We start from the raw sequence: 21535 nt of genomic DNA, 5'->3' as shown, positions 1-21535 counted from the left end.
GGGGTTACTCCGGTGCGTCGGTCAGGCTGCCCTGTCCGTTCTCGCGGTGACGGTGGTCGGTTAGGCTCACGCTGCCGGCCTTGACGTCGGCTTCGGTGGTGATATCGCCCGACGACTGCATGCCCGCGCCGCCGGTGATCGAGATCCCGCCCTCGTTGACGGTAGGGCCGATCAAGCCGATGCCGGCGCCGGTCAGGTCGATCTGCTGGCCGTCCAGCGAGATGCCGCTGCTATCCAGCCGCAGCGTCGAGCCCGCGCTCGACAGCTCGATGTAGTCCTGGCCGCTCTCGATGGACGTTTGTCCATTCGTCCATTTGTTCACGTGGCTGGCGAAGTCGTACTCGGCGGTGGCGCCGTCCTTGTAGCGCACGCGGTGCAGCGTTGCGCTGCTGCCCGGCGGCGGGTAAGCGGCGGTCGGGATGCCCGGCACGGCGATGGTCTGACCGCTGTCGTCGCCGCCGCCGTGGTTGATCAGCTCGCAGCCCTCGCCCACCGAAGGCGGGCGCCACTCGCTCACCTCGCCGGCAGCAGCGCAGGCCCAGCGGATCCACGGCGTGGTGTTGCCGCCGTGCTTGACCTTGCACAGGCCCTTGGCGTGATCGACGGCCACCACCACGCCCCGGCGGCCCTGGTTGCGGGCACGCCGGTGCAGATCCTCGATCTCGTCCTCGAGGTGCGCGATACGCTCCAGGTAGGGCGCGAGGGCCTCACGGATCAGCGCGTCGATCAGGTCTCTCATGGGTTCGGCGTCTCGTAGTCGGCTTCATCGTCCGAGGCGGCCCAGCTCACCAGCGCGCCCGGGCCGGTACCCACCTGCGGATCTTCCTCGGCCAGGTTCGGGCCGAGGGTGATGCGCTGGTTGAAGCTCACGCCCCAGGCGTCATAGCCGTTCGCGCCCTGCTTGTAGAAGCTGGGCTCGGCGCGCAGCTGCTCGGGGCGCTTGATCTGATCCACCGGCAGGCCCCACAGCGCATCGGTTGCCACGCGCTGCACCACCGCCGCCAAGTTCACCGCTTCCAGGGCGGCGCGGTGCCGGTGGCGGCCCACGACGCAGTGCAGCGTGATCGCATACTCGTAGCCGTAGCGGCCATCGGGCGCCCGCTCGCCGGGCGTGGTGCGCTCGAACTCGATCAGGATCTCGCCGCCGGTACCGACGCGGCCGGCCTCGTCCGCGCCGAAGTCGTCGTAGTTGCCGACGTGGATGTCTCGGATGCGCTCCAGGAGCACCGCGCGGATCGCGTCGAACAGGTCCGACGGCTGCTCAAGCGGACGAAAGGACATAGCGCACCTCTTGCTCGAACAGTTCGATGAAGCGGGCCTCCACCCGCGTCTCCCAGCGCTGCACCACGGCCTCGCCCAGCTCGGCGATCTCCTGGGTCACGCGCTCGATCGGCAGCCGCTCGCGGCCCTTGCGGCGCCACACCAGCATGTGCCGGCTGCGCATCGGGTTGACGAAGGCGCCGTCGTAGCTCTGCCGGCCGACACGCACGCCGGTCACGGTCTGCGCCGGGCTGCCCAGGTAGTGCACCGAGATCGGCCGCAGGCCGACCCACACCTTCACCTGGCCATCTTCGACGCGCGGATAGAGCTTGAAGCGCTGCCGCAGCGGCGCCTGGGTGATGCCCAGCTCGCGGCCCAGCTCGCGCACCGAGTGGGTGCGCAGCCATTGGCCGGTCTTGCGCAGGGCGCGCCCCACCGCTAGCTCGAGCTGCTTGGCCGTGGCCTCGATCAGCTCGGGCATACGGTTCTGGGCCTCGCGCATGCGCAGGCTAATCTCGAAGCCACCCTGCATGCTCGGTCGTCCTCTCGCTGTAGGGCACCAGGACCAGGCCCACCCGCACCCGCCCGATCGGCAGCACCTCCACCGCGGTGAAGTGCTCCTCGGCGATCTCGACGCGCCGCTCCGGCCAGTCGGCCGGCAGGTCATGCGCCGCGATCTGCAGCACCCGCTCGCCCGGCTTGGCCCGCACGCCACCCTGCGAGCGGTTGCCCTGGCGCAGGTCGGTCGGCTGGGGTGCCGGGCGGCGCATGCCGCGAATCTCGATCACGTCGTCGCCGACGACCAGGCGCACCTCGCAGCCGAACTCGTCCGGGTCGAAGAAGTCATCCAGGTCGTCGGCGCCGATCATGACTTAGCCGGCTCTTTCGCTGGCTCTTTCTTCGCGTTGGCGGCCGGGGCTTTCTTGCCGTCGCCTTCGTCGTCGGGCTTCGCTTCCTTTTCCGGCCAGCGCGCCTTGCCGGTGGCCACCAGCTGTTTGGCGGTGCCCTTAGTGCACTTGAAGGGGCTGTCTTTCTTGACCAGCTCTCCGCGGGAGCGGAAATCGTCGCTGGCGATAACCTCGACCTGGTCGATCTCTTGCTGAGCCATGGGAATACCTGTTCGGTAATGGGGAGAAAAAAGAGGGGCCGGAGCCCCTCAAACCTGCCCGCTTGGGTAGCTGTTAGCCGGCGGTCGCCTTGGACGCTACGCAGAACGACTCGGGGCGGCGGGTGTTGGCGTCGACGTCCTGGAACACGCGAACGATCAAGCCATCCTGGCCGGCCAGGGCGTAGGGATCCGGCTTGAGATCCAGCACGCCCCACATGCCGATGACGATCTGGCTCCAGTCACCGAACACCCAGGTATCGTTGGGCATCTGGTTGGTGGCCTCGGCGCGGTAGCCGTTGACGCGGTTGTCGTCGCCCCAGATCGTCTTGCCGGTACCGGAAAACTTCTCGGTCTGCTGGGCGGCGCCGCGCTCCACCACGCCGGTCAGGTACGCCAGCGCGCCCTGGTCGGCGTTGTAGGTCGCCACCTTGGTGACCATATCGACCACCTTGCCCCAGGCGATGCCCTGGGCGTCGTACTCGATCGCGCCCAGGCCGGTCTGGTTGAGCAGGCCCAGCGGCTGGTTGTCGGTACCGGTACCCAGCAGCATCGCCAGGTCGATGGCCACGCCGATACCGCTGATCAGGTCGTCCACGATCAGCGCCTCGACCGACAGCGCGGCCTGCTTGCGCAGCTTGCGGGTGACCGGGATACCGCCGGCGATGGTCTTCGGCTTCATCGGCAGGGTCGCCAGGTCGAAGTCGGAGAGGTTCACGTCCTCTTTCTCGCCGAGCCAGTAGAAGTTCGAGCCGCTGACCTTCTTCGGCAGGTCGAGGTCGCCCTCGAGGCCGGAGAGCATCCGCGCGCCCAGCTGGGCGATCACCGTCTTGTTGCGCAGGATGTCGATGAACTGATCGATGCGCAGGTCGGTGGCCACCAGCTCGCCGCCCTTGCCGGCGGTACCGACCTCGAGGCCGCGGCGCATGGAAGCGCTGGGGTGGTGGATCATCGCGCGCATCAGCATGTCGTGAGGCACGAAGAAGCCGCGAGCCTCCTTGCCCAGGGCGTCGGCGGTGGCGATCGACAGCTCGCGCTCGAAGCCGGCCTTGCTCCAGTCATTGGTGGCGGCGGCGTTGAGCGCGCGCATCAGCGAGTACTGCTGGGCTTCCTGCTCGGTGACGCCGAGGCCCTCGGTGGTCACGTTGCGCTGCTGGCCGAACTTGGGCAGGTCGCCACCCTGGCCAGCGCCGGCCGGGGCCGACTGCGGGTTGATGCGCTCCAGGATCATGGCGCGCACCTGGTCGACGCTGTAACCCTTCTGGATGGCGTCGGTTGCAAGGCTGCGCTGGTTGAAGCGATCGCCCATGGCGGTGATGTCCGCCACGCGCTGACGCTCCTGGGCCAGGATATCGTCGCGCGGCGCGGCCGGCGTGGTCATGCCGCGCTGCTGCTCGCCGCCGCTGACGACGGTGGTAGTGGTGCCGGGAGTCTGGTCGTCGGCGCCTTGGGTGTTCTGCTGCTTAGGATCCATGCGTCTTTCCTTTACGGTGATGGTGTGCTGCTGCTGGTCTAGCGAACGGCCGACGCCGACGGTCGGGTCAACCGGGATGGAAACGGAAGAAACCTCGTAGGGCTCCCACTTGGTAACGCGGTAGGTGTCCACACCATCGCGCTCGCTCTCGAGCACCATTTCGTGGATCAGGTAACCGCAGGAGATGTTGCGGCGAATGCCGTCGACTACGTCCTGCCAGATCTCCTCGGCATACTCGCCCCGCGAGAAGCGCACCTTGGCGCGCAGCTTGCGGTCGCCATCGATCCAGGCGTCCTCGACCACCCCGATCTGTCGGCCATGCTGGTCGAGCAGCGGGGCGCCGTTCTTCAGTCGGGTCAGGTCGACGGCCTGCGGGGAGTGGTCGAGGATCTCCATGCCGAACCACCGCCGGAACGGGTACTCGCTGGAGACGGCGACCTCGACCGTGCGCTTTTCGAGGTCGATGCTGTCCTCGACCACGGTCAAGGCCCGAGCCATCGGGGCGCTCTGGATCGTGCGCACCACCTGGTCAGGCGGCGTCGCGCGTTTCGTCTTCGTCATCGTCTGGATCCGTGGGGTTGTCGGTGGAGCCCTCGCCCACTGGGGGCAGCAGGCCTTTTTCGCGCAGCTCCTCCTCCTCGCGGGCCAGCTCCTCGAACACTTCCTCGGGGTCGTCGCCGGCCTGGCGAATGTAGTAACTGCGGGTCTTGGTGCGGTTCTTGATCGACTCGCTGGCCGCCTTGCTGTCCTTCGCTGGGTCTACCCAGTCCCAGCCGCGCGGCTGCCAGTGCACGCTCTGGTACTGCTCAATGCGCGAAAACGACAGGCTCACCGCGCCGGTCAGCATGGCCATCTCCAGCCAGGCCTCGAACACGAACTCGAGCAGCTCGCTGATCACGAACTGCTGCAGGCACTTGTAGTAATCGCGCTCGTCCAGCTCGCCCGAGCGCAGGCTCGAGAAGCTGACGCCCTCCAGGTCATGAGCCAGGCGGTTGTAGCTCGGCCCCAGGCCGGCGGCGGTACCGCGCAGCCCCTGCTTGAGGAACGGCCCGAAGTTCGAGCTGGGGTGGTCGCTCTTGTAGGGCGTGAACTTCACGCCGTAGGGCAGAATCTTGGCCGTGCCGGCCTCGATCTCCTCCTCGATCTCGGCGTCCTGCTCGTCCTCGTCCGGCGGCTCCAGCCATTCGGCGTCCTGCTCGAAGAAGCCGGTCAGCTTGGCGCCGTGCTCGGCGGCCAGCATCTCGGCCTTGCGGTACTCGTCCAGGTGGTAGAGCTCGAGCATCGCCGCATGCGCCCAGGTGAATCCGCGGGACTGGTGCGGGCGCCAGGGCTCGAAGGTGTGCAGCAGCTCGCTGGCCGGGATGCGCTCATGCCGGCCGCGGGCCGGTTGCCGCTGCTGCACGTCACCCGGGTGGTCGCGCAGCAGGTAGTAGGCGAGCGGGCGCTCCCAGTCGTCGAGCTCCACGCCCATGCGCACCCGGTGCCCGTTGGGCAGCAGGTCGTTGTAGTTCAGGTCGAGCCGGTCGCACTCAAGAATCTGCACGGCGAAGCCGTAGCGGTTGGGGAAGTTGCGCACCAGGCGCACCATCACCTCGCCGTCGCGGGCCAGGGTCTCAAGCCACAGCTGCAGGAACGTCACCCAGGAGTAGCGCCCGGTCACGTCGCAGGTGCCCTTTCGCCCCCAGCGCTTCCAACCATGCTCGATGATGTGCCGGGCGCGGCGATCCGACTTGCCATCGTCCAGCTCGGCCTTACTCTGCAGCTGGATGCCCTTCGGGCCGATGACGTTCTGTTTCAGCAGCCGGTGATAGCGCTTGATGTACGGGCTGTTGATCGACTGCTCGCGCGAGCGTTGGCGCAACGTCTCGTGGTCGCGGTAAATCACCTGGTTGGCGTCGCCGGCACTGGTCCGGGTCGACCAGCCCTGGGTGAGACGCGATCGCCGGGCCGCGGAGAAGCTGCGCTTCATGCCGACGGTCGCGTACCACGCGACGTTGAGGGCGCGCTGCAGCAGGCTCGGCTTCTCTCGTCTCATGCGGGGTAGCTCCATTTAACGGTGCGGCCAAACGGGCCATTGCCCCGCCGGCTCTCCTGGGCCACCTCCCGCCGGTACCGGATGCGCAGCGCCTCGAGGCGCTCGATCGGGATCCGGTCGAGGCGCTGGCCGTCGATCTCGTAGCTCTGCTGGTCCTTCGGGATGCGCTTCTCCAGCGCTGCCTCGATCAGATCGAGCATGCGCCGCGCGTGGCTGCGCATGTCCTCGGGGCCGTCCAGGGCGAGGAGATCCGGGTGGATATGCAGGTCGCCGGTGGCCTTGGTCAGGCGCTGGCCGGCAGGGCCGACCACGTAGGCCACCCAGCGATACAGGCCCGCCTGCCACTCGCTGCTGTCGGCGGCCACCACCTCGACCAGGTAGTCGCCGCCCTCGCCTTCCAGGGCCTCGATGTCGATGCCCTGGGGGCCGCGCAGCGCGTAGTGCAGCTGCCAACCCGACTCGGCCGGATAGCCGGGCAGGCGAACGCGCCAGGAAACGCTATCCCCGGCGCGGATCTGAGGTGGTCGCATGGTTATCGCCTACGTCGTTTCACCTTGAAGCGGGCCTTCTTGGCCGGCGCTTGCGGTGGGGTGGGTTCGTTATCGGGGGCGCTGGCTGGCGGTGACGGCTCGGGATCCGGCGCGACCTCCTCGGGCGGTGTGGCCTTGGGGTCGACTTTCCGCGCGAGTTCGTCGCGGGTCAGGGCGCCCTTGCGCTTGCGATGCAGCTTGTCGCGCAGGGCGAGCACGTACTGCATCGCTTCACAGTCGAGGTAGTGGTTTTCGCCCACTTGCTTGAAGCGGCCCTCGCTCTCGACCCACTCCTCGCCGACGAGCTGCTTGCAGTAGTCGTCGTTGACACCGATCGGCAACAGCCACCAGCCCGGCCGGCGGCCGGCATCGGTCTGCTGGGCGCGGACGATGCGCGAGTGAACCCAGCGCTTGGCGAGCGGGCTGTCGAACGCCCAGCGCGCGTCGCCACGTTTACGGGTCTTGCCCTTGCGGTCCTGCTCGACTCGCTCGAGCTTGAACGGCTTATCCAGCTTGTCTCGGCCGCGCAGGGCGATCGCCTGCGACTTGTGGGCATTGATGAACTGATAGACCTGGTCGTCGCGGTACCCAATATCGATACCGAGCAGGTCGATGCCACGGCCGCCGTACTCGGTACCGAGCAGCTCGCCGAGCTGGTCCCATACCTCGTCTTGATCGGTCGGCCCCCACAGCTCGCCATGCTCAAGCAAGGCCGAACCCATGCCCAGAAACCACGCCCGGGTGACGTAGACCAGGCGGTTTTTCTGCACGTCGACCGTGCCATAGATCTTGATCGGCTCGAGAACCAGCTCGCCGAGCGCGTAGGGCCACTGCAGCATCTTGATCTCTTCCCAGCTCGGCACGTCGCCGGTTTCGGAATACACCTCGCCAAAGCCGGTGTTGTGCACTGCAAGCAGCTTGCCGGGGTCGCCCGAGATCTGCGCGGCCAGCAGCTTCTTGGCCAGGAATCCATAGGTCTTCTTGGCCGCGAACGAGCACAGCCCCGAGACCCATATCGAGTAATGCGTCGAGCCTTCAGTGTCGGCGGTACCGACCACCTCGCCGGCGTGCACCTGGTCGCCCATGCGCTGGGCCGGGGTCACCGATTGGCCCGGGGCCACCGGCACGCCGCGGCGGTTCATCCAGGGGCGCCACTTGTCCTCGATCATGCAGCCGTGATTTGGGCAGCACAGGCGCGCGGTTCGCGCCGCCTCGTCTGGCGTGCATTCCTTCTCGGTGCCCTGCCCCGGCCACCACAGCAGCCCCGACCAGGGTACGAAGTACTCCAGGCACTCGGGGCACGGCACGGCCCACTCGTGGCGCGTGCCGCTCTGCCACAGCCGCCATACGGCCGAGCCCAGGGCGGCAGCCTTGGCCGTCTGCCAGTGTTCGAGGCCGGTGCGATCGTCGCGGCGCTTCTCGACCTTGCCGTGCGTCGGCGTCGCGGTGTAACCGATCTTGCTGTCGACGTAGGCGTCGCCGCGCGCTTCGATCACCTCGGTGGTGTCGCCCTCGCTGGTGTTGACGATGCGGTCGACCTCGTCGACCAGCACCAGGCCCGCCGAGTCGGCGGCCAGCTCGGTGGCCGAGCCCGCCCAGGCAAAGCGAAACTTGATACCGCCGATCCACTTGGTGGTGATCGACGAACGCCGCCAGTCGTACTTGGCCAGCAGCGAGCCGCATTCGCGGAACATGTCCATGAACTTGGGCTCGACCGTCGACACGATCAGCGGGCGAGTCGGGGTCACGTACATGATCGGCGTAGGATCCTCGTCGAGCCGGTGGCCGGCGATGTTCTCCATCGTGACGCTCTTGCCCATTTGCGTACCCATCACGAAGGTGACGCGGTTATAGCAGGGCTGGGCGAACGCCCAGGCGACCGGGCGCATGTAGGGGTTGGTATCAGGGTCGAACGGGCCGGGGATCGGCGACGTCGACGGCATGATGCGGTTCTCGCGCGCCCACTCGTCAGCCGTCCTCGGCGGCGGCGCCGTCACCATCTTCGCCATCAGCAAGGTCGAGCGAATCAACCTCTTCACCGAGCTGGCGTGCTGCCGCAACAATTCCGTCAGCGGTAGCGGCGCGCACTCGTCGGGTTTCGATGAGCAGTCGGTGTCGGGCTTCGGCAGGATCATCGATAGTGGCCATGTCTGAGGCCACGCGGCTGGCGATCGCGTCGATCTGCGTCGCGAAGATCGATGCGAAGCGCATCATGATCGCTTCGACGGCATCGACCGGGACCAGCCGGCGGCGGGCAGTGTCAATTTCGATTTGCAGCTTTTCCCGGCGCGCCTTCTTCAGCATGCGATCCTCGGAACTCGCCGAGCCGACGCCATCCTCGTCTTCGTCGTCTTCGTCACCGAACTGGCGTCGCACCTCGCGGCGGATCAGCCAGTCGATGGCGTCCTCGGTGTCGATCTCGAGCACTCGGCCCTTCCCGCCACCGCCCGCGACCGGCATGCCTTCGTCGATCCACTTCCCGATCCAGCGATCAGACTTGCCCACCATTTTGGCGAACATCTTCTTGCTGACGATCTCGCCCATCGGGAGCTCCAGGAGAAAGGACCAGGCGGCCCGGCGTGCAGACGTGCAAATGTAGAAACGTCCTTTCTTGCAAAAGGACGTTTGTACATTGGTACGTTTGTTCAAATGTGCATGGTTGCTGGGTCGGCGGGGTGGCGAGGCCACCGCCGCCGGTCCCTTCCAGAAAGGAAGTAAGGACTTGAAATCGAAACCCAAAAACGCACGAATTCCGCGCGTTTCCAACCCGTGACGGCCCGAGGGCGGGGGAGTACCTAAACCCGCGGGCAGGATCGGGGCGCCCCTGCGAGCGCCCCTCGACGGCCGCGCAGGCCTTTCCTGCAGGGCGCTACCAGGGCGGGGCGGGCAGCTACTTGCCGTAGTCGCCGAAGTCTCGCAGCCGCTTGTCGCCCAGCTGGTGGCCGCCCTGCTGCTTGCCACCACCAAGGAAGAAGCGCAGCACGCCGCCGACGATCCCGCCGACGATCACGACATTGATCACTAGGTCGGCATAGCGCTCGCCCTGCGGCGTCAAAGGAATGAACGTCACCGCGGTCGAGTAGGCAATCGCAAAAAGAAGCAGAATCCCTGACATCAGGAAAACGAAGTTTCGAGCAAGCCAGCTGGAATGCTCGGCGTGCACCAGGGCGAGCGAATAATCGCGGGCATTCGCCCGGTCTTCATTCGCCAGCCGCAACAATTCGGTTTCCCGCTCGACCAGGGCTTCCTCAAGGAGAATTCGATTCCCCTGGTCGGCCTGCACCTCCTCGAGAGCAGCGCGGCCATCACGCATGCCGGTGACGAGCTTGGCCACGTCGACGACGCGGTCGGCAACGGCTGCGCCGTTCTTCCCGGCAATCAAATCGCCAAGCTTTTCGGTCATGCCTGTTGCTTGGGCGAGGCCCAACGCGATGGCGATAGCATTCACAGCAATACCCCTTGTCACTTAATAGCGACTTCATCGATCCATTCGCGCGGCACCGGTTTCTGGTGCAGCACATGAGAGAGCAGCTCGACCACGCGCCTGAACCATCCATAGGTAAACGCCTCCTGGCTCTCGTCGCGTTCGGCCAGCCGCCGGCAGAATACGATGCGCTCGGCATTGATGGTCTGCGCTAAAACGTCCAATCCTTGATTTCCACGAGCTTTCACAAATCCATTGAAGGCGCGCAGGGTGGCCGGCCCGAATGCCCCATCCGGCTCCAGGTCTTCGTAAAGCTGGCCGCGGTTGTTGAGCACGTTCAGCTGGATCTGCAACTTACGAGCAGCCCGAACAGGGCCGCTGTTGACGCCGAAGTCGAACAGCACGGCCGCGAGGCCAGCATGCCGAGGCGCGACGTCGTCGAGCTTCAGCGGGTGCCAGTAGCGGTTGGCGTAGATCTTCGCAGCGAAGGAGCGGGGCAGGGCACGCATGTCGCCCTGGTAACCGTTCTCGCGGGCCACTGCCAGGGTGATACCCCAGCAGGTCGGGCCGCCGCGATCGGCGGGGTGGTTCACATAGCCGCCTTCGCGCTCGATCACCTCAGCGATAAGCCGGCGTTTCAGGTCGTCGATATCCATCACTTGGCCTGCCACTTGTTGAGAAACCGATCGACCGCCCTGGTCAGGCGGTCGCGCGAAAAGTCGATCCCCAGAAACGCCACGACCGCCATTCCGGCGGTCGCGTACTCGACTGGAATGCCTGCCGTAGCCGCTGCCGGGCCGAAGGCGATCGCAAAGAAGAAGATGATGGAGCCCTCGAGGCAGCTCCGTTTCCATTTGGCTCCGGTGTAGATGCCCCGCAGCAGCGCGATGATGAACGCCAGGCTGGCCATGAAGATGTTTGGCCAGTAGAGCTGGAAGGCAGCGATAGCCGATTGCCAGAGATCCATGTATTTCTCGGGCATGGCGCGCTTCTCGTGTTTTGGCATGGTGGCTCACCTCTTAGGCGGCCCTGCGTACAGATGGGAATAAAAAAGCCCGCCGAGGCGGGCAATGGCTTGTAGCGGGCACGAAAAAGCCCGCTCTGGTGGCGGGCTTTCTACGCAACTTGGGTAGTTTGGCAGAATCATCCCTCGGATCCGTACTTTTGTCAATAAGTGCAAATGTTGGTTTGTACGTTTGTCACTAACGTAACGATCGCATCCAGCCAGCAACGGCACCCTGCAGCGACATGAAACCGCCGGTCATGTGCTGGCAGCCGGTGCAGCAGGCCCACCACTTCCCCTCGCGTGCCTTGAAGCGTGGCCGGTGGCCGCAGGTATGCAGCGGCAATTCGCGGTTCACCTCGCGCCACGTCGCCGCCGCCCAGATCTCGCAGGTCGCCGCCTCGCCGCGGCTGTTGCACACCGGGCAGATGAACATCACTCGGCCATCGTGCTCGCGGCGCTCCGGCGGGTGCTGGCAGTGGATGCAGTCGGGGATCAATTCAGCGGCCCCCAAACATGATCTGGCCTGGCGTTATATTCGCTCTCGCTCCAAAACTCGATTTTAAAAGCGAAGCGGGTGCGATCGACTCCATCGGTTAGGTACTTGCCCAAATACTTAACCAGATCCTCATCGCTCTTGTTCTTCAGGCTCAAAACGTCTTGATAATGTTCTTCTACCGCTTCTCTCAGACTCTTGTAATAACAGCCATCGACCAGGAACACCGGCAGCTTCTTCTCTTCTTTCCGGCGACGCTGTTCTGCCCTGGCCTCAGTAATCATTTCATGCAGGTCGTCATCGGTCAGGCTTTTTAGATCGGTCACTTCGTCACCCTCCACAGCGCCTCGAGCGCCTCGCGGTCCAGTTGATTCAGAATGCCGTGCATGGCGTGCCAGCGCGGCCCCCAGTGCTTGTCCCAGTTGGCGCGGGTGATCTGCAGCAGCTCTTGGAGCCGGGCCGGCTCGACCAGAACCTTCCCGCTGTTCTTCCGGCTCTTGTGGCACTGCGCAGCGAGGTGAGCGAGGCCCTGGCAGGCCTTCAGCGTCTTGGGGCGGGCGTTGCCCAGGGTGGGCGCGAATCGCTGCCACAGGGCCACGGTGACGCCCTGCTCGTCGCTCCATTCGCGGGAATCGGCGTAGGCGTAGCGCAGCCAGTGCTGATAGTCGGCGGGCAGGGTGCGAATCGCCGCCACCACCTTGGAATCCTCGAATGCCCAGGGCGGCAGCGGCAGCGAGCTTTTCGGCTTCGGCCGGGTCTGGCTGGCCACCAGCCTGGTCGAGGCGCGCTTCATCTCGGCAGCCCAGCGGCGAGGGCCTGCCGGCGGCAGGCGATCGCCGTGGAAGCTCTCGTCGTAGCGTGCCGGCATGTCACCCTCGCTGACTCGGCGGGGCGACGGCGTAGCGTGGGCATAGACCACGGTGCGGCGCATGAACGCCAGATCCTGGGCACCAAGCACGGCGACCTCCTCATCGACGAAGCGGACCATCGAACAGGTCGGCAAGCTGCTGGCACGTCACGCAACGACGCACCCAGGGCAACGCCTGGCGGCGGCGCAGCGGGATCTCGTCTTCGCAGTCGATGCACTCTGCGGTACCGACCTGGCTTTCTCGGGCGAGGCGCTCGCGCTCGAGTCGAGCTGCCAGCGCCTCTTCGTCACGGATGCGGGCCTCGCCAGCGTAATCAGCCTCATCACTCACAGCAGCCACTCCCCGGTAGCGATGATGAAACCGGCCAGCCACAGGCTGGCGAGCAGGGCGTCTCTGACGATGGTCACCGTGGCACCTCCTGCTTGGCCTTGGTGTGCGACAGGAAGTCCTGCAGCAGCTCCTGGGCGCGACGATGATCGCCGGCAGCACCTTGGCTGCTATGGATGTGCCGCAACTCGACCAGGAGCGCGAACAGTGACGCTTCGGGCACGCCTGCCAACCCGCGCCCCCCGGTCAGATGCTCGTATGCCTGGCTGACGCGCGTCAGGGTGGCCGTGTCACCGGCGTTGAAGTAGGTGCGGACGGAATCAGGGGCCGCCATGGTCACTCCTCCCCGCCTTCACGGCAGTCGGTGCAAACGTACTCGTCGTCGACGACGTCGATCTCGTCATCCGTGCACCACCAGCCGCAGGTCTCGCAGCGTTCATGCCCGGCGTCGCTCATGATCTTGGCGACCTGGTCTTCATCCAGACCAAAGTCGTCGGCGACTTCCGAGGCGCATCGGCAGCTGCCAGCCAGGAACTGCTCGATCTCGACGGCTGCCACCTTCAGGAAATACTGGGTGCGATGGCACTGTTTGCACTCGATACCCTCGGCGCTGTCGCCGAGCAGGAAGTCGTCAACCTGCTTGCCACAGGCTGAAACGCCGGGCTTGCCCTCGGCGCGCAGATGGGAAACTGGCTCGCTCATGATCAGCCCTCCGGGTCCGGCGCGAACTGGTCATCGCAGGCGGTCGAAGAAGCCGCTGCCCACGCCTTGGCGGCATCGCTCACAACCGGCTGAAGGCGGTAATTGCAGATGTAGGCCCAGTCTTCATTCCAGCTGCGCCCCTCAGCATCGAAGCCATCCTCATCGAGCTCGCTGTCGTCAGGTCGGTTGACGAGGTCCACCTGGGTGCTGATCTGAGTGGCGCGGCCGACAAACACCTGATCGGCTTCCTCGTTCCAGCACTCGTCGAGATGGTCGGCGATGAACTCCTGACCTTGCCGAATGGCCTCGGCCTCAGTTTCGAAGGCCATGAGGCCTTGTTCTGGGCAGTAGGCAAACCATGGCTTGTCTTCGGTGACGTACCAGGGTGGTGGCTCGACGACGCGACCAGGGGCGGGGCGATTCGAGACCAGCGCGTCGAGGGCTTCCAGGATTCGCTCGTCCATGCCCTGGTGTGGCTCGCTCGGCACCCCCAGCTTCTCGCGCACCAGGTCCAGCACTCTGACGCGGTCTTCGGCGTAGTCCTGGGCGGATTCCAGCTCCTCGGTCAGTTGGTCCCGGCGCTTGATGGCGTCGGTGCATTCCTCCATGAACGCCATGAAGCGATCGCCATCAGCCTTGGAAAGCACGAAGCTGACCGGGCCTTGTCCATCTTCCAGATCGAAGTTCATCTGCGGCATGCCTCAACCCTCCACCCGAAACGCGATCATCTTGAAGCGCGGCAGCGGGCGCCCGGTACCGCGGCTGACTGCTGCCACCTCGGAGAGCACCACCTCGACCAGGTCGACGGCCTCTTTCATCATCCGATCCACCTGGCGCGGGTCGTCGTTCAGGTCGTAGTAGCCGTTATGGCTGGGTTTGGCGTGCTCGAGCAGCTCGCCGAACTCCTTTGCCAGGCGGTGCAGCTGCGCCTGGGCGCGCGTCGGCTGGTCGCCGGCATGGGTGAAATTGGGAATGGGCACATAGAGGGATCCGGCCATCGCCATCAGCTCGCGTTTCACCTCGAGCTGGTAGACCGGGGGAAGGCAGCCGATCCAGATCCACTTCCAGGAGAGGGGGAAGGGCTGGTCGCCGCGAATGATGCGGCCGACCTTCATGGATGCCGCTCGCCGCCAGCGGGTATACGCCGAGGCGCTGCGCTCGACCGATTCATGATCGACGTCAGCGAGGCCGGCATCTTCCAGGGCGGGAATCAGGTGGGTGGTCGAGAATGATTCAATCGACTCGCTGCTGTTCTCGAACCAGTCGCGGGTGGCGGCGATGATCGCCTGGTCTTCCGTGCGTACCGTTTTCATTACAAGCCTACCTTTTATGGTTTTAGTTTTCTCATGCCTTCGTGTGGGCATGCCCACATTCTGCTTATTTGCAGAATCAAGCGCAATAGCTCTGCATATCGCACTTTGCTTTTATGTAGAGCGACGCCGGAAAATTAGAAGATGAAAATCGGACACGCTATCAGGCGCTTGCGCCACGCCCAGCAGATGACGCTCCAGCAGGTTTGTGACCTGGTCGGCGGAAACCTGCAAACGGGCCACCTCTCTCGAATCGAGCAAGACAAGCTCGTCCCTAACGTCACCACCGCCGCTTTGATCGCCCGCGCGCTGGGCACAACCATCGACCAGCTGGTCATGGATGCCGAGCGCGGCGACCAGGGAACGATGGCGCCCAGCGTGTCCCGGCGCCTGATTCCTGTCGTCGAATGGAAGCGGCCTGAACTCGACTTCAGCATCCACAAGGACGTAGGCGAGAAGCGGCCCGCGCGCTGGATCCTGCCACCGATGGAAGTCAGCGATCGCGCCTTTGCCATGGTGCTGCAGGACGATTCCATGCAGGCCCTCGAGGGGCTCAGCTTCTCGCGGGGCGGGGCGATCATCATCGAGCCCAGGCGCAAGGCGCAGCCGGGCGAGTACGTCCTGGTCGGCGACAAGGCCGGCGGGCCGCCACTTTTCCGGCAGCTCGCCACCGACGGCCGCGACCATTTCCTGCGGCCTCGCAACACCCAATACCCCATGCGCGACCTGCCCGAAGGCGCCCAGGTGCTAGGCGTCGTGGTGGGCATGGTGATAGACCTCACGCAGGGAGTATGAGAAACGGCAGAAAGAAGTTTTACGGATCGTAAGATTTTGGCGTAGCATAGTGAGCAAGCTCGCTACGCACGCCGCTATGCGTTAGGATCGGGAAGTTTAGGAAGGGCAGATAGAACAACGCCCGGGATTAGCGGCCCGGGCGTTGGAATGTTGCGAGATCAGCCATCTCACATATTGGGTACAGCGGACAATCTTGAGGCAAGCTGTTGATTTCAAAGGTCTGTTTAGCGGGCAGGCCAGTGAAGCAAGCCACAAGTTCCACCAGTATATGGCGTGATCCCGTAGCGTTCAACGTTTTGCCCACATTTGTACATTTGTACATTTGCACTTTTGTGCATTATGTGCCTGGGTCACGGACGCACGATGACGACACAACGCCAGGGCCTCGCGGCCTACTACGCAGAACGCTTCAACAGCGACCCTCACGCGCTGCTCGACTACTGTCACACCGAGATCAGCGCCGTCGCGGCCGAGGTCCAGATCGACTGGCCGGCACTCGCCCCTCACGTCAGGCTCGACGACAAGAAGTACCGCGGCAAGATCCCCACCCTCGCCAAGGGCCACCGCCACAAGGTCGCGGTGTTCGGCTCGCTCAAGCGTGCCCGCAACGGCATCGAGTTCCCGCACCTCAACTTCCATAGCAAGGCCCAGGGCGGCTACACCGCGACCTGGTCAGGCTATGACGCCCTGCTCGATCTCTACCGCCGCGACGGCGGGCAGCTCAACGACGACAAGCACCGCCGCTGGCTGGCCGAGCAGGAGAAGCGGCGCGCGGAGCGCGCCGCGCGCGTGGCGAAAGCCGAACGGCAGGAGCGCGAAGCCGAGGCCCGCCGGCAGGCCGAACACAACGCCTACGAGCTGGCATGGCATGGCCGCGGCGCCCAGCGTTTCGAGTTCGCCCCGGGCAAATGGGATACCGTCGAGCTGCTCGGCGACGCCGACGGCAGCGAGCCCTACCTCGAGGCCAAACAGATCGGCAGCATCGTTGAGGTCGTAACGATGAAGCGCATGCGCGATCGCCACGGCGAGTTCGTGGCCTTCGCCCTGCAGGGCATCGACGGTGACTACCGCGGCCTGCAGCGCCTCTACTCTGAGTACAAGAAGTACACCATCGCCGCGCGGCCCGGCCAGTTCGACGGGGCGCACTGCATCATTGGCAGCCTGGATGCCAAGCGCGTCTATAGTGCCGAGGGCTTCGCTACCGCTGCCAGCACCTGGTTGGCCGAGACGGCCATCAAGGGCGACAGCTGCGCCGTGATCGTGGCCATGAACGCCGACAACCTGGTCAAGGTGCTGCGCAGCTACCGGCGCGTGCAGCCCGACCTGCGCCCGATCAACGCCGCCGACAACGACTGCTGGAAGCTGCTCGCCGGCAACGCCGGCCAGCAGCGCGCCCTGGAGATCAAACGCGAGCTGGAGCTGCGCAGCGTCATGCCGCGCTGGGAAGAGCTACTCGATCCCGAGGCGATCGCTGCGGCCAGGGCTACCGGCAAGGGTCCGACCGACTTCAACGATCTGCACTGCCTGTTTGGCCTCGAGGCCACCGCCAAGGCCCTGCGCGCACGCTCGAGCAAGGTCGAGGTGGAGAACGGTTTCTTCGACTACTGCCTGCAGCGCGTCGCGGCCGCGGGGCAGATGAACGTCATGGAAGAGGCCCTTCGCGCGGTCAACGCCGGCATGCAGCTGGCCCCGACCAGGTACACCGGCCGCGACGTCTACCGCATCGTTTGCAGCACCATCCCCGAGGGCCTGCCCTGCAACCGCCACCGCCTGCTGTCGCGGGTCTGCTGGCTCGGCCGCAAGAAGCTCGAGAGCGCCGCAGGCCTGCGCAGCTTCACCGCCGAGGCACTGGCTCGCCCCAACGTCCAGCACCACAAGGTGGCCGGGATCCGCGCCGAGCACGGTAACGTGCTGCTGCCCGAGCACGTCCAGCACCTGGTGCAATCGCTCGACGGCATGGTCATCGTTCGCGCGCCGATGGGATCGGGCAAAACCGAGAACCTGATCAGGCCGCTCATGCAGGCCGCCCCGAAAGCCGCCTACATCGCCCACCGCGTCTCCCTGGTGGGCGATGCCGCGTATCGCCTCAACACCCAGCACTATCGCAACGTGCTGGCCGCCGAGATGCCCTGGGTCAGCCACCTGGCTTGCTGCGTTAACAGCATCACCCATCCCAAGTTCGCCAACGGCGACGGCCGCTCCTGGTTTACCACCGTCGATACGCTCTGCATCGACGAGGCCAGCCAGGTGCTGCGCCACATCGCCACCGGGCCGGTCGATCAGCCCACCCGCGTCATGGATGGGCTGGTCGAAGCCATCCAGTCGGCCCGCCAGGTGCTGCTGTGCGACGCCGACGCCAACGACAGCCTGATCGAGCTGTGCGAGATGGCCCGCCCCGGCGAGCCGATCCATATCCTCGAGGTAGACGCCGCCAACGATCACGTGCGCGTCGACCACAGCGACCATGAATCGGTCTGGCAGCAGGCCCTCGAAGCGGCGATCGCCGGCGAGCGCGTCCTTGTCGCCAACGACAGCGCCGAGTCAGCCAAGAAGCTGGCCGTCATGATTCACAAGTACCGCCCCGAGGCGCGCGTGCTGCTGGTCCACAAGGAAAGCAAGGCCGATCCCGACGCCGAGCGCTTCCTCGACCGCCCCAACGACGAGGCCCCCCGCTGGGACGTGCTGATCTACTCCCCGGCGATCTCGAGCGGCGTGTCGATCACCACCCCGCACTTCACTCGTCATTTCGGCATCTTCAGCGGTCAAACGGTCAGCCCTTCCGACGCCATCCAGATGCTGCGGCGCGATCGCACCGCTCGCCACTACGTGCTGGGCATAGGGATTTCCCGCGTCATGCGCGAGACCGACCGCGAGGCCCTCTGGCGCGGCCTGATCGCCGCCGACGAGCTGGCGTGCGACTTCGAAGAGACCAGCGACGAGATCCTGCTGCGCCGCACGAAGTCGGTCTATGACGTGATGTACCTCTCCTGCGCCACCGGCGAGAATCACGCCCGTAACGACTTCGCCAACCACCTGCTGCTCATGCTCATCGCCGACGGCTACCAGGTACACCGCCTGGCCACCAACGACGACCAGGTCGAAGCCAGCCGGGCCAATCGCAAGGAAGGCGGCGCCCTGGTGCGCCAGCGCCGCCTCGAGATCCTCTACAGCGTCGAGACCCCCGACGAAGACCGCTTCGCCCGCCTCAGCCGTCAGGAACTCAAGTCCGAGGCCGAACAGGCCGAGATCGACCGCCATCACATCGAGCACCAGCTCTGCGTCGAGCAGATCACCGACGACGATGTCGACTTCTACGACGACCAGGGCATCCGCCACGTCACCGCCCTGGAGCTGCTGCAGGCCACCGACGAGCAGGCCGACGCCTACGACAAGGCCCAACAGCGCGCCCGCGTCACCCTGACCCGCCACCGCTGGAAACGCCCCACGCGCCAGCTGCTGGGCCAGGTGTTCGAGATCCTCGGCGTCGACCCGCTGACCGGCGAGGGCGAGTTCACCGTCGAGCAGTGCCGCCAGGTACGCGATACCCTGCTCGCCGACCAGGCCGCCATCGAGCTCTACAACGCCCTGCGCATCGGGCGCTACGTCAATCCCAAGGCCGCCCCGAAGTGTGCCACCACGTTCGTCAAGTCGATCATGGATCGCCTGGGCCTCACCGTGCACAAGCGCAAGTCCGGCGGCACCAACTGGCTCTCGATCAGCGAGGAGTCATGGGAAGAGGTCATGCACTACGTGCGCCTGCGCGCCGCTCGAGGCGTCCACAGCCTGACCACTCACGAAGCCGCCAGCACCCACACGCCGATGCCCGCCCCCGAGCGCGACACTCCCCGCGAAGCCAGCAACGACGCGGCCTGCGGCCAGAGTGACACTTTGCATGGTGGGGTAGCAGCAGCGGATGAAAAGTATCCCTCCCTTGCGGAGAGCGAGAGACTCTACGCCGCCGCCTGCGCCGCTTCGAAGCCCCTCAGTCTGGCCACGCCGCTGCGGGACGTGATGCGGTGGCTGGCTCCCGGGATCAAGCGTGACGTGATCGACGGCCGCATGGCCCCGGACCTGCTGGCCTGGACGCTCGACTACTGCAGCCAGCGGATCGCCAAGGCACTCGGCCGGCACGGCCAGGGCTCGTCGGGCTTGCCGGAAACGCCTCCTAGGAATACTGTATAATCGTACAGTAACAGCAACGCAGGGGGTGCCCATGAGCCCAATCCAAGAACAGCAAGATCAACTCGAAACCCGGCTGGCCCGCGCCGACTCGCTTCTCCAGCTGCTGGCCAGCTGCCAGGACGTCGACAGCGCCACGCTGCAGACCGCCGCCCTGGACGTCCAGGAGCACGTCCAGCAGGCCCGCGAGATCTGCCAGGCCCTGGTGGCCGCACAACGAAAGGGGCCGGCGCTTTCGCGCCAGCCCCTGGACTGCATGACCTGCCTGTCGGTGCGCCTCTATCAGCGCCCGCCGGCCGCGGTGTAGGCTGCCCGCATGGCCTCCTCTCGGCTCGGCATGTCATCGACGCGCGCCACCTCGACGCCGTTGACCGAGGCCACCCCGACCCAGCGCCCGCCCAGCTCGCGGGCGCCCACCCGGATCTTCGGCCGCGCGACCTCTTCCGGTACCGGCGCGGCCACCCTGGCCAGCGCCACGTTGGGCGTCTCCAGGGCCTCGCCCGCCAGCTCCAGGTATGCCTTGATCGTCGGCCGGTACGTGCCCAGCTCGCGGCTGATCAGCGACTGCGTGATCTTCGCCTCGGGCTCCTGCTCGACCTGCTCCTTCACCCAGTTATGCACCCGCGCCATGGCCTGGCTGGCCTGCAGCTCCTCGGCGCCGTCCAGGGCGCGCAGCGCCTCGAGGCGGCTGGCGTGACCGCCGGCCGGCTCGCGCTCCGCGCTCGCCGGTCCCTCGCTGTAATCGATCTTGAAGGCCCGGTAGCTGCGCTGGGTATCCATGTCCTCGTGGCCCAACATTTCACGCCAGAACACGTCCTCGGTGACTTTCTTCCAGCGCTTGTCGCGTGAGAAGTGCATCTCGAACACCAGCCGCGCCCAGATCGCTCGGCTGTCCTTGAACACCCGCTCCTCGTCATCGAAGACCCGCTTTGCCAGCGTGTTCAGCGTCTTGGCCGTGCGCCGGTTGATCTCGGTATTGTCCATGCCCTGCAGCTCGACCACCTCGGGCAGCGAGCGCAGCTCGTTCCAGGCCTCGACCACCAGGTCGGCGTCGACCAGGGTGTAAATGTGATAGGCCTGGCTGTAGTCCACCCCGCCGCGCTTCTTCGCCTGCCCGGAAAACTCCACCTGGTGGCGGTCCACTTTCTTGATCCGGCCGGTCTTGAGCACCTCGATCGAGCGCCGGCCGGTGGCCAGCGCCAGCCCCAGCGCCAGGTGGCTGTAGAAGGGCCGATACTCGCCGTCGATCACGCGCTCGCGGTTGGTCAGCAGCGTGTAGACCTGGTCCATCAGCCAGTGGTAGTTGATCTCCACCGTGTTGACCGCACGCTCCTCGAGCGTGTCCGTCGCGCTCTCGGCCAGCTCGGCTTTCTGGGCTGACGACAGCGTCAGGTGGCGCATGATCTCGTGGTCGAGCTTCATCGCCCGGATATCCTCATACGCCTGGTCATCGTCGCGGATCCGGTCGAGCAGCTCCCGGTGCGCCAGGCGGATCTCGCTGATAGTGGCCAGCGTGCCCAGCCGCTCCAGCCGATCGGCATACTTCGGGTAGCGCTTGGCCAGCCGCTCGATCTGCTGGTCGAGGCTGTGATGCCGCCAGTTCTGGGCGGTCACCGCCTTGCGCGCCTCGGTCATGTAGCGGCGATAGGTGCTCACCGCGATCTTATCCTCGTCCTTCCGCCGGCCATCGTCGTGCAGCTGCGTTTTGAAGCGCTTCGCCAGCCGTGCTGTCTTCTTCGTCTTCTCCTTCCGCTCCAGCGACTCGTCGGCGTCGATATTGCGGATCTCCTCGAGCATCCACTCGATCAGCTCGCCCAGGTGAACCTTCTTGCGTGTTTCTCCGCTCATGGCCCTGCCCTCTTGATGCATACATAGTAAACCCTAACAACCTTTATAGACCACCTATGTATGCACGTCAAGCCCTATGGTAATGCATACATACATAGCAAGCCCTGCGCCACACTATGCCACCGTCCTTACTAGGGCCATCTATGCATACACCCTACCACCCATACTATACGTATAG

Annotated in this window: 25 protein-coding genes; 3 read left to right on the top strand and 22 right to left on the bottom strand. The window is 65.5% G+C overall.

Annotated features, from left to right (window positions below; genetic code table 11):
- Positions 1–4: 4 nt before the first annotated feature.
- From K4A83_RS11230 to K4A83_RS11130, 21 genes are all read right to left on the bottom strand, one after another.
- Entirely contained in the window at positions 5–739 is a 735-nt protein-coding gene (locus K4A83_RS11230) for a phage baseplate assembly protein V (RefSeq protein WP_265264639.1), read from the bottom strand.
- Positions 736–1281 carry a hypothetical protein gene (locus K4A83_RS11225; RefSeq protein ID WP_265264637.1) on the bottom strand — a complete coding sequence of 182 codons (546 nt, stop codon included), beginning with the start codon at positions 1279–1281 and terminating at the stop codon, positions 736–738. The genes K4A83_RS11230 and K4A83_RS11225 overlap by 4 nt, the downstream gene beginning before the upstream one ends.
- The gene (locus K4A83_RS11220) at positions 1262–1792 is read right to left on the bottom strand and encodes a phage tail protein (protein WP_265264636.1); all 531 of its coding nucleotides are present in this window, start codon (positions 1790–1792) and stop codon (positions 1262–1264) included. The genes K4A83_RS11225 and K4A83_RS11220 overlap by 20 nt, the downstream gene beginning before the upstream one ends.
- Positions 1770–2129, bottom strand: coding sequence for a hypothetical protein (locus K4A83_RS11215; RefSeq protein WP_265264635.1), 360 nt, complete (start codon positions 2127–2129; stop codon positions 1770–1772). The genes K4A83_RS11220 and K4A83_RS11215 overlap by 23 nt, the downstream gene beginning before the upstream one ends.
- Positions 2126–2368 carry a hypothetical protein gene (locus K4A83_RS11210; protein WP_265264634.1) on the bottom strand — a complete coding sequence of 81 codons (243 nt, stop codon included), beginning with the start codon at positions 2366–2368 and terminating at the stop codon, positions 2126–2128. The genes K4A83_RS11215 and K4A83_RS11210 overlap by 4 nt, the downstream gene beginning before the upstream one ends.
- A 73-nt stretch (positions 2369–2441) precedes the next feature.
- Positions 2442–4400 carry a phage major capsid protein gene (locus tag K4A83_RS11205; protein WP_265264633.1) on the bottom strand — a complete coding sequence of 653 codons (1959 nt, stop codon included), beginning with the start codon at positions 4398–4400 and terminating at the stop codon, positions 2442–2444.
- Positions 4369–5874: a phage portal protein gene (locus tag K4A83_RS11200; RefSeq protein WP_265264632.1), complete on the bottom strand. Its 1506-nt coding sequence runs from the start codon at positions 5872–5874 to the stop codon at positions 4369–4371. Before K4A83_RS11200 ends, K4A83_RS11205 begins: the two co-directional genes overlap by 32 nt.
- Positions 5871–6404: a hypothetical protein gene (locus tag K4A83_RS11195; protein ID WP_265264631.1), complete on the bottom strand. Its 534-nt coding sequence runs from the start codon at positions 6402–6404 to the stop codon at positions 5871–5873. The genes K4A83_RS11200 and K4A83_RS11195 overlap by 4 nt, the downstream gene beginning before the upstream one ends.
- A gap of 2 nt (positions 6405–6406) precedes the next feature.
- Positions 6407–8443 carry a terminase gpA endonuclease subunit gene (locus K4A83_RS11190; RefSeq protein WP_407809997.1) on the bottom strand — a complete coding sequence of 679 codons (2037 nt, stop codon included), beginning with the start codon at positions 8441–8443 and terminating at the stop codon, positions 6407–6409.
- The gene (locus K4A83_RS11185; protein WP_265264628.1) at positions 8373–8948 is read right to left on the bottom strand and encodes a terminase small subunit; all 576 of its coding nucleotides are present in this window, start codon (positions 8946–8948) and stop codon (positions 8373–8375) included. The genes K4A83_RS11190 and K4A83_RS11185 overlap by 71 nt, the downstream gene beginning before the upstream one ends.
- Before the next feature lie 346 nt (positions 8949–9294).
- Positions 9295–9852 carry a hypothetical protein gene (locus K4A83_RS11180; RefSeq protein ID WP_265264626.1) on the bottom strand — a complete coding sequence of 186 codons (558 nt, stop codon included), beginning with the start codon at positions 9850–9852 and terminating at the stop codon, positions 9295–9297.
- 14 nt (positions 9853–9866) lie between these two features.
- Positions 9867–10484: a glycoside hydrolase family 108 protein gene (locus K4A83_RS11175; RefSeq protein ID WP_265264624.1), complete on the bottom strand. Its 618-nt coding sequence runs from the start codon at positions 10482–10484 to the stop codon at positions 9867–9869.
- Positions 10484–10834 carry a phage holin, lambda family gene (locus K4A83_RS11170; protein WP_265264623.1) on the bottom strand — a complete coding sequence of 117 codons (351 nt, stop codon included), beginning with the start codon at positions 10832–10834 and terminating at the stop codon, positions 10484–10486. The genes K4A83_RS11175 and K4A83_RS11170 overlap by 1 nt, the downstream gene beginning before the upstream one ends.
- Before the next feature lie 196 nt (positions 10835–11030).
- A complete protein-coding gene (locus tag K4A83_RS11165; protein ID WP_265264622.1) occupies positions 11031–11270 on the bottom strand; it encodes a hypothetical protein in 240 nt (79 codons plus the stop codon).
- Between the two features lie 56 nt (positions 11271–11326).
- Positions 11327–11653, bottom strand: coding sequence for a hypothetical protein (locus K4A83_RS11160; protein ID WP_265264621.1), 327 nt, complete (start codon positions 11651–11653; stop codon positions 11327–11329).
- Positions 11650–12315 carry a bacteriophage antitermination protein Q gene (locus K4A83_RS11155; protein WP_265264620.1) on the bottom strand — a complete coding sequence of 222 codons (666 nt, stop codon included), beginning with the start codon at positions 12313–12315 and terminating at the stop codon, positions 11650–11652. The genes K4A83_RS11160 and K4A83_RS11155 overlap by 4 nt, the downstream gene beginning before the upstream one ends.
- Complete coding sequence (locus tag K4A83_RS11150) at positions 12296–12526, bottom strand: TraR/DksA C4-type zinc finger protein (protein WP_265264618.1); 231 nt, start codon at positions 12524–12526, stop codon at positions 12296–12298. The genes K4A83_RS11155 and K4A83_RS11150 overlap by 20 nt, the downstream gene beginning before the upstream one ends.
- Positions 12527–12599: 73 nt before the next feature.
- A complete protein-coding gene (locus K4A83_RS11145; RefSeq protein WP_265264617.1) occupies positions 12600–12857 on the bottom strand; it encodes a hypothetical protein in 258 nt (85 codons plus the stop codon).
- A 2-nt stretch (positions 12858–12859) separates the two neighbouring features.
- Positions 12860–13225, bottom strand: coding sequence for a hypothetical protein (locus tag K4A83_RS11140; RefSeq protein ID WP_265264615.1), 366 nt, complete (start codon positions 13223–13225; stop codon positions 12860–12862).
- A gap of 2 nt (positions 13226–13227) precedes the next feature.
- A complete protein-coding gene (locus K4A83_RS11135; RefSeq protein ID WP_265264614.1) occupies positions 13228–13923 on the bottom strand; it encodes a hypothetical protein in 696 nt (231 codons plus the stop codon).
- A gap of 3 nt (positions 13924–13926) precedes the next feature.
- Positions 13927–14538: a hypothetical protein gene (locus tag K4A83_RS11130; protein ID WP_265264613.1), complete on the bottom strand. Its 612-nt coding sequence runs from the start codon at positions 14536–14538 to the stop codon at positions 13927–13929.
- Between the two features lie 141 nt (positions 14539–14679).
- On the opposite strand from K4A83_RS11130, the gene K4A83_RS11125 reads away from it, so the two are divergent.
- From K4A83_RS11125 to K4A83_RS11115, 3 genes are all read left to right on the top strand, one after another.
- Positions 14680–15330, top strand: a complete 651-nt coding sequence (locus tag K4A83_RS11125) for an XRE family transcriptional regulator (RefSeq protein ID WP_265264612.1) — start codon at positions 14680–14682, stop codon at positions 15328–15330.
- 363 nt (positions 15331–15693) lie between these two features.
- Positions 15694–19512: a plasmid replication protein, CyRepA1 family gene (locus K4A83_RS11120; protein WP_265264611.1), complete on the top strand. Its 3819-nt coding sequence runs from the start codon at positions 15694–15696 to the stop codon at positions 19510–19512.
- Between the two features lie 31 nt (positions 19513–19543).
- Positions 19544–19816, top strand: a complete 273-nt coding sequence (locus tag K4A83_RS11115; protein WP_265264610.1) for a hypothetical protein — start codon at positions 19544–19546, stop codon at positions 19814–19816.
- Here the strand turns inward: K4A83_RS11115 and K4A83_RS11110 are convergent.
- Positions 19792–21357, bottom strand: a complete 1566-nt coding sequence (locus K4A83_RS11110; protein ID WP_265264609.1) for a telomere resolvase — start codon at positions 21355–21357, stop codon at positions 19792–19794. The two genes, K4A83_RS11115 and K4A83_RS11110, sit on opposite strands and share 25 nt — an antisense overlap.
- Positions 21358–21535 lie beyond the last annotated feature (178 nt).

Origin of the sequence: Spirulina subsalsa FACHB-351, assembly GCF_026130165.1 — a bacterium.
Taxonomy (GTDB): Bacteria; Cyanobacteriota; Cyanobacteriia; order Cyanobacteriales; family Spirulinaceae; genus Spirulina_A; species Spirulina_A subsalsa_A.
Note: the sequence above shows the minus strand (reverse complement) of the source record. Positions and strands in the feature narration are given on the sequence as shown.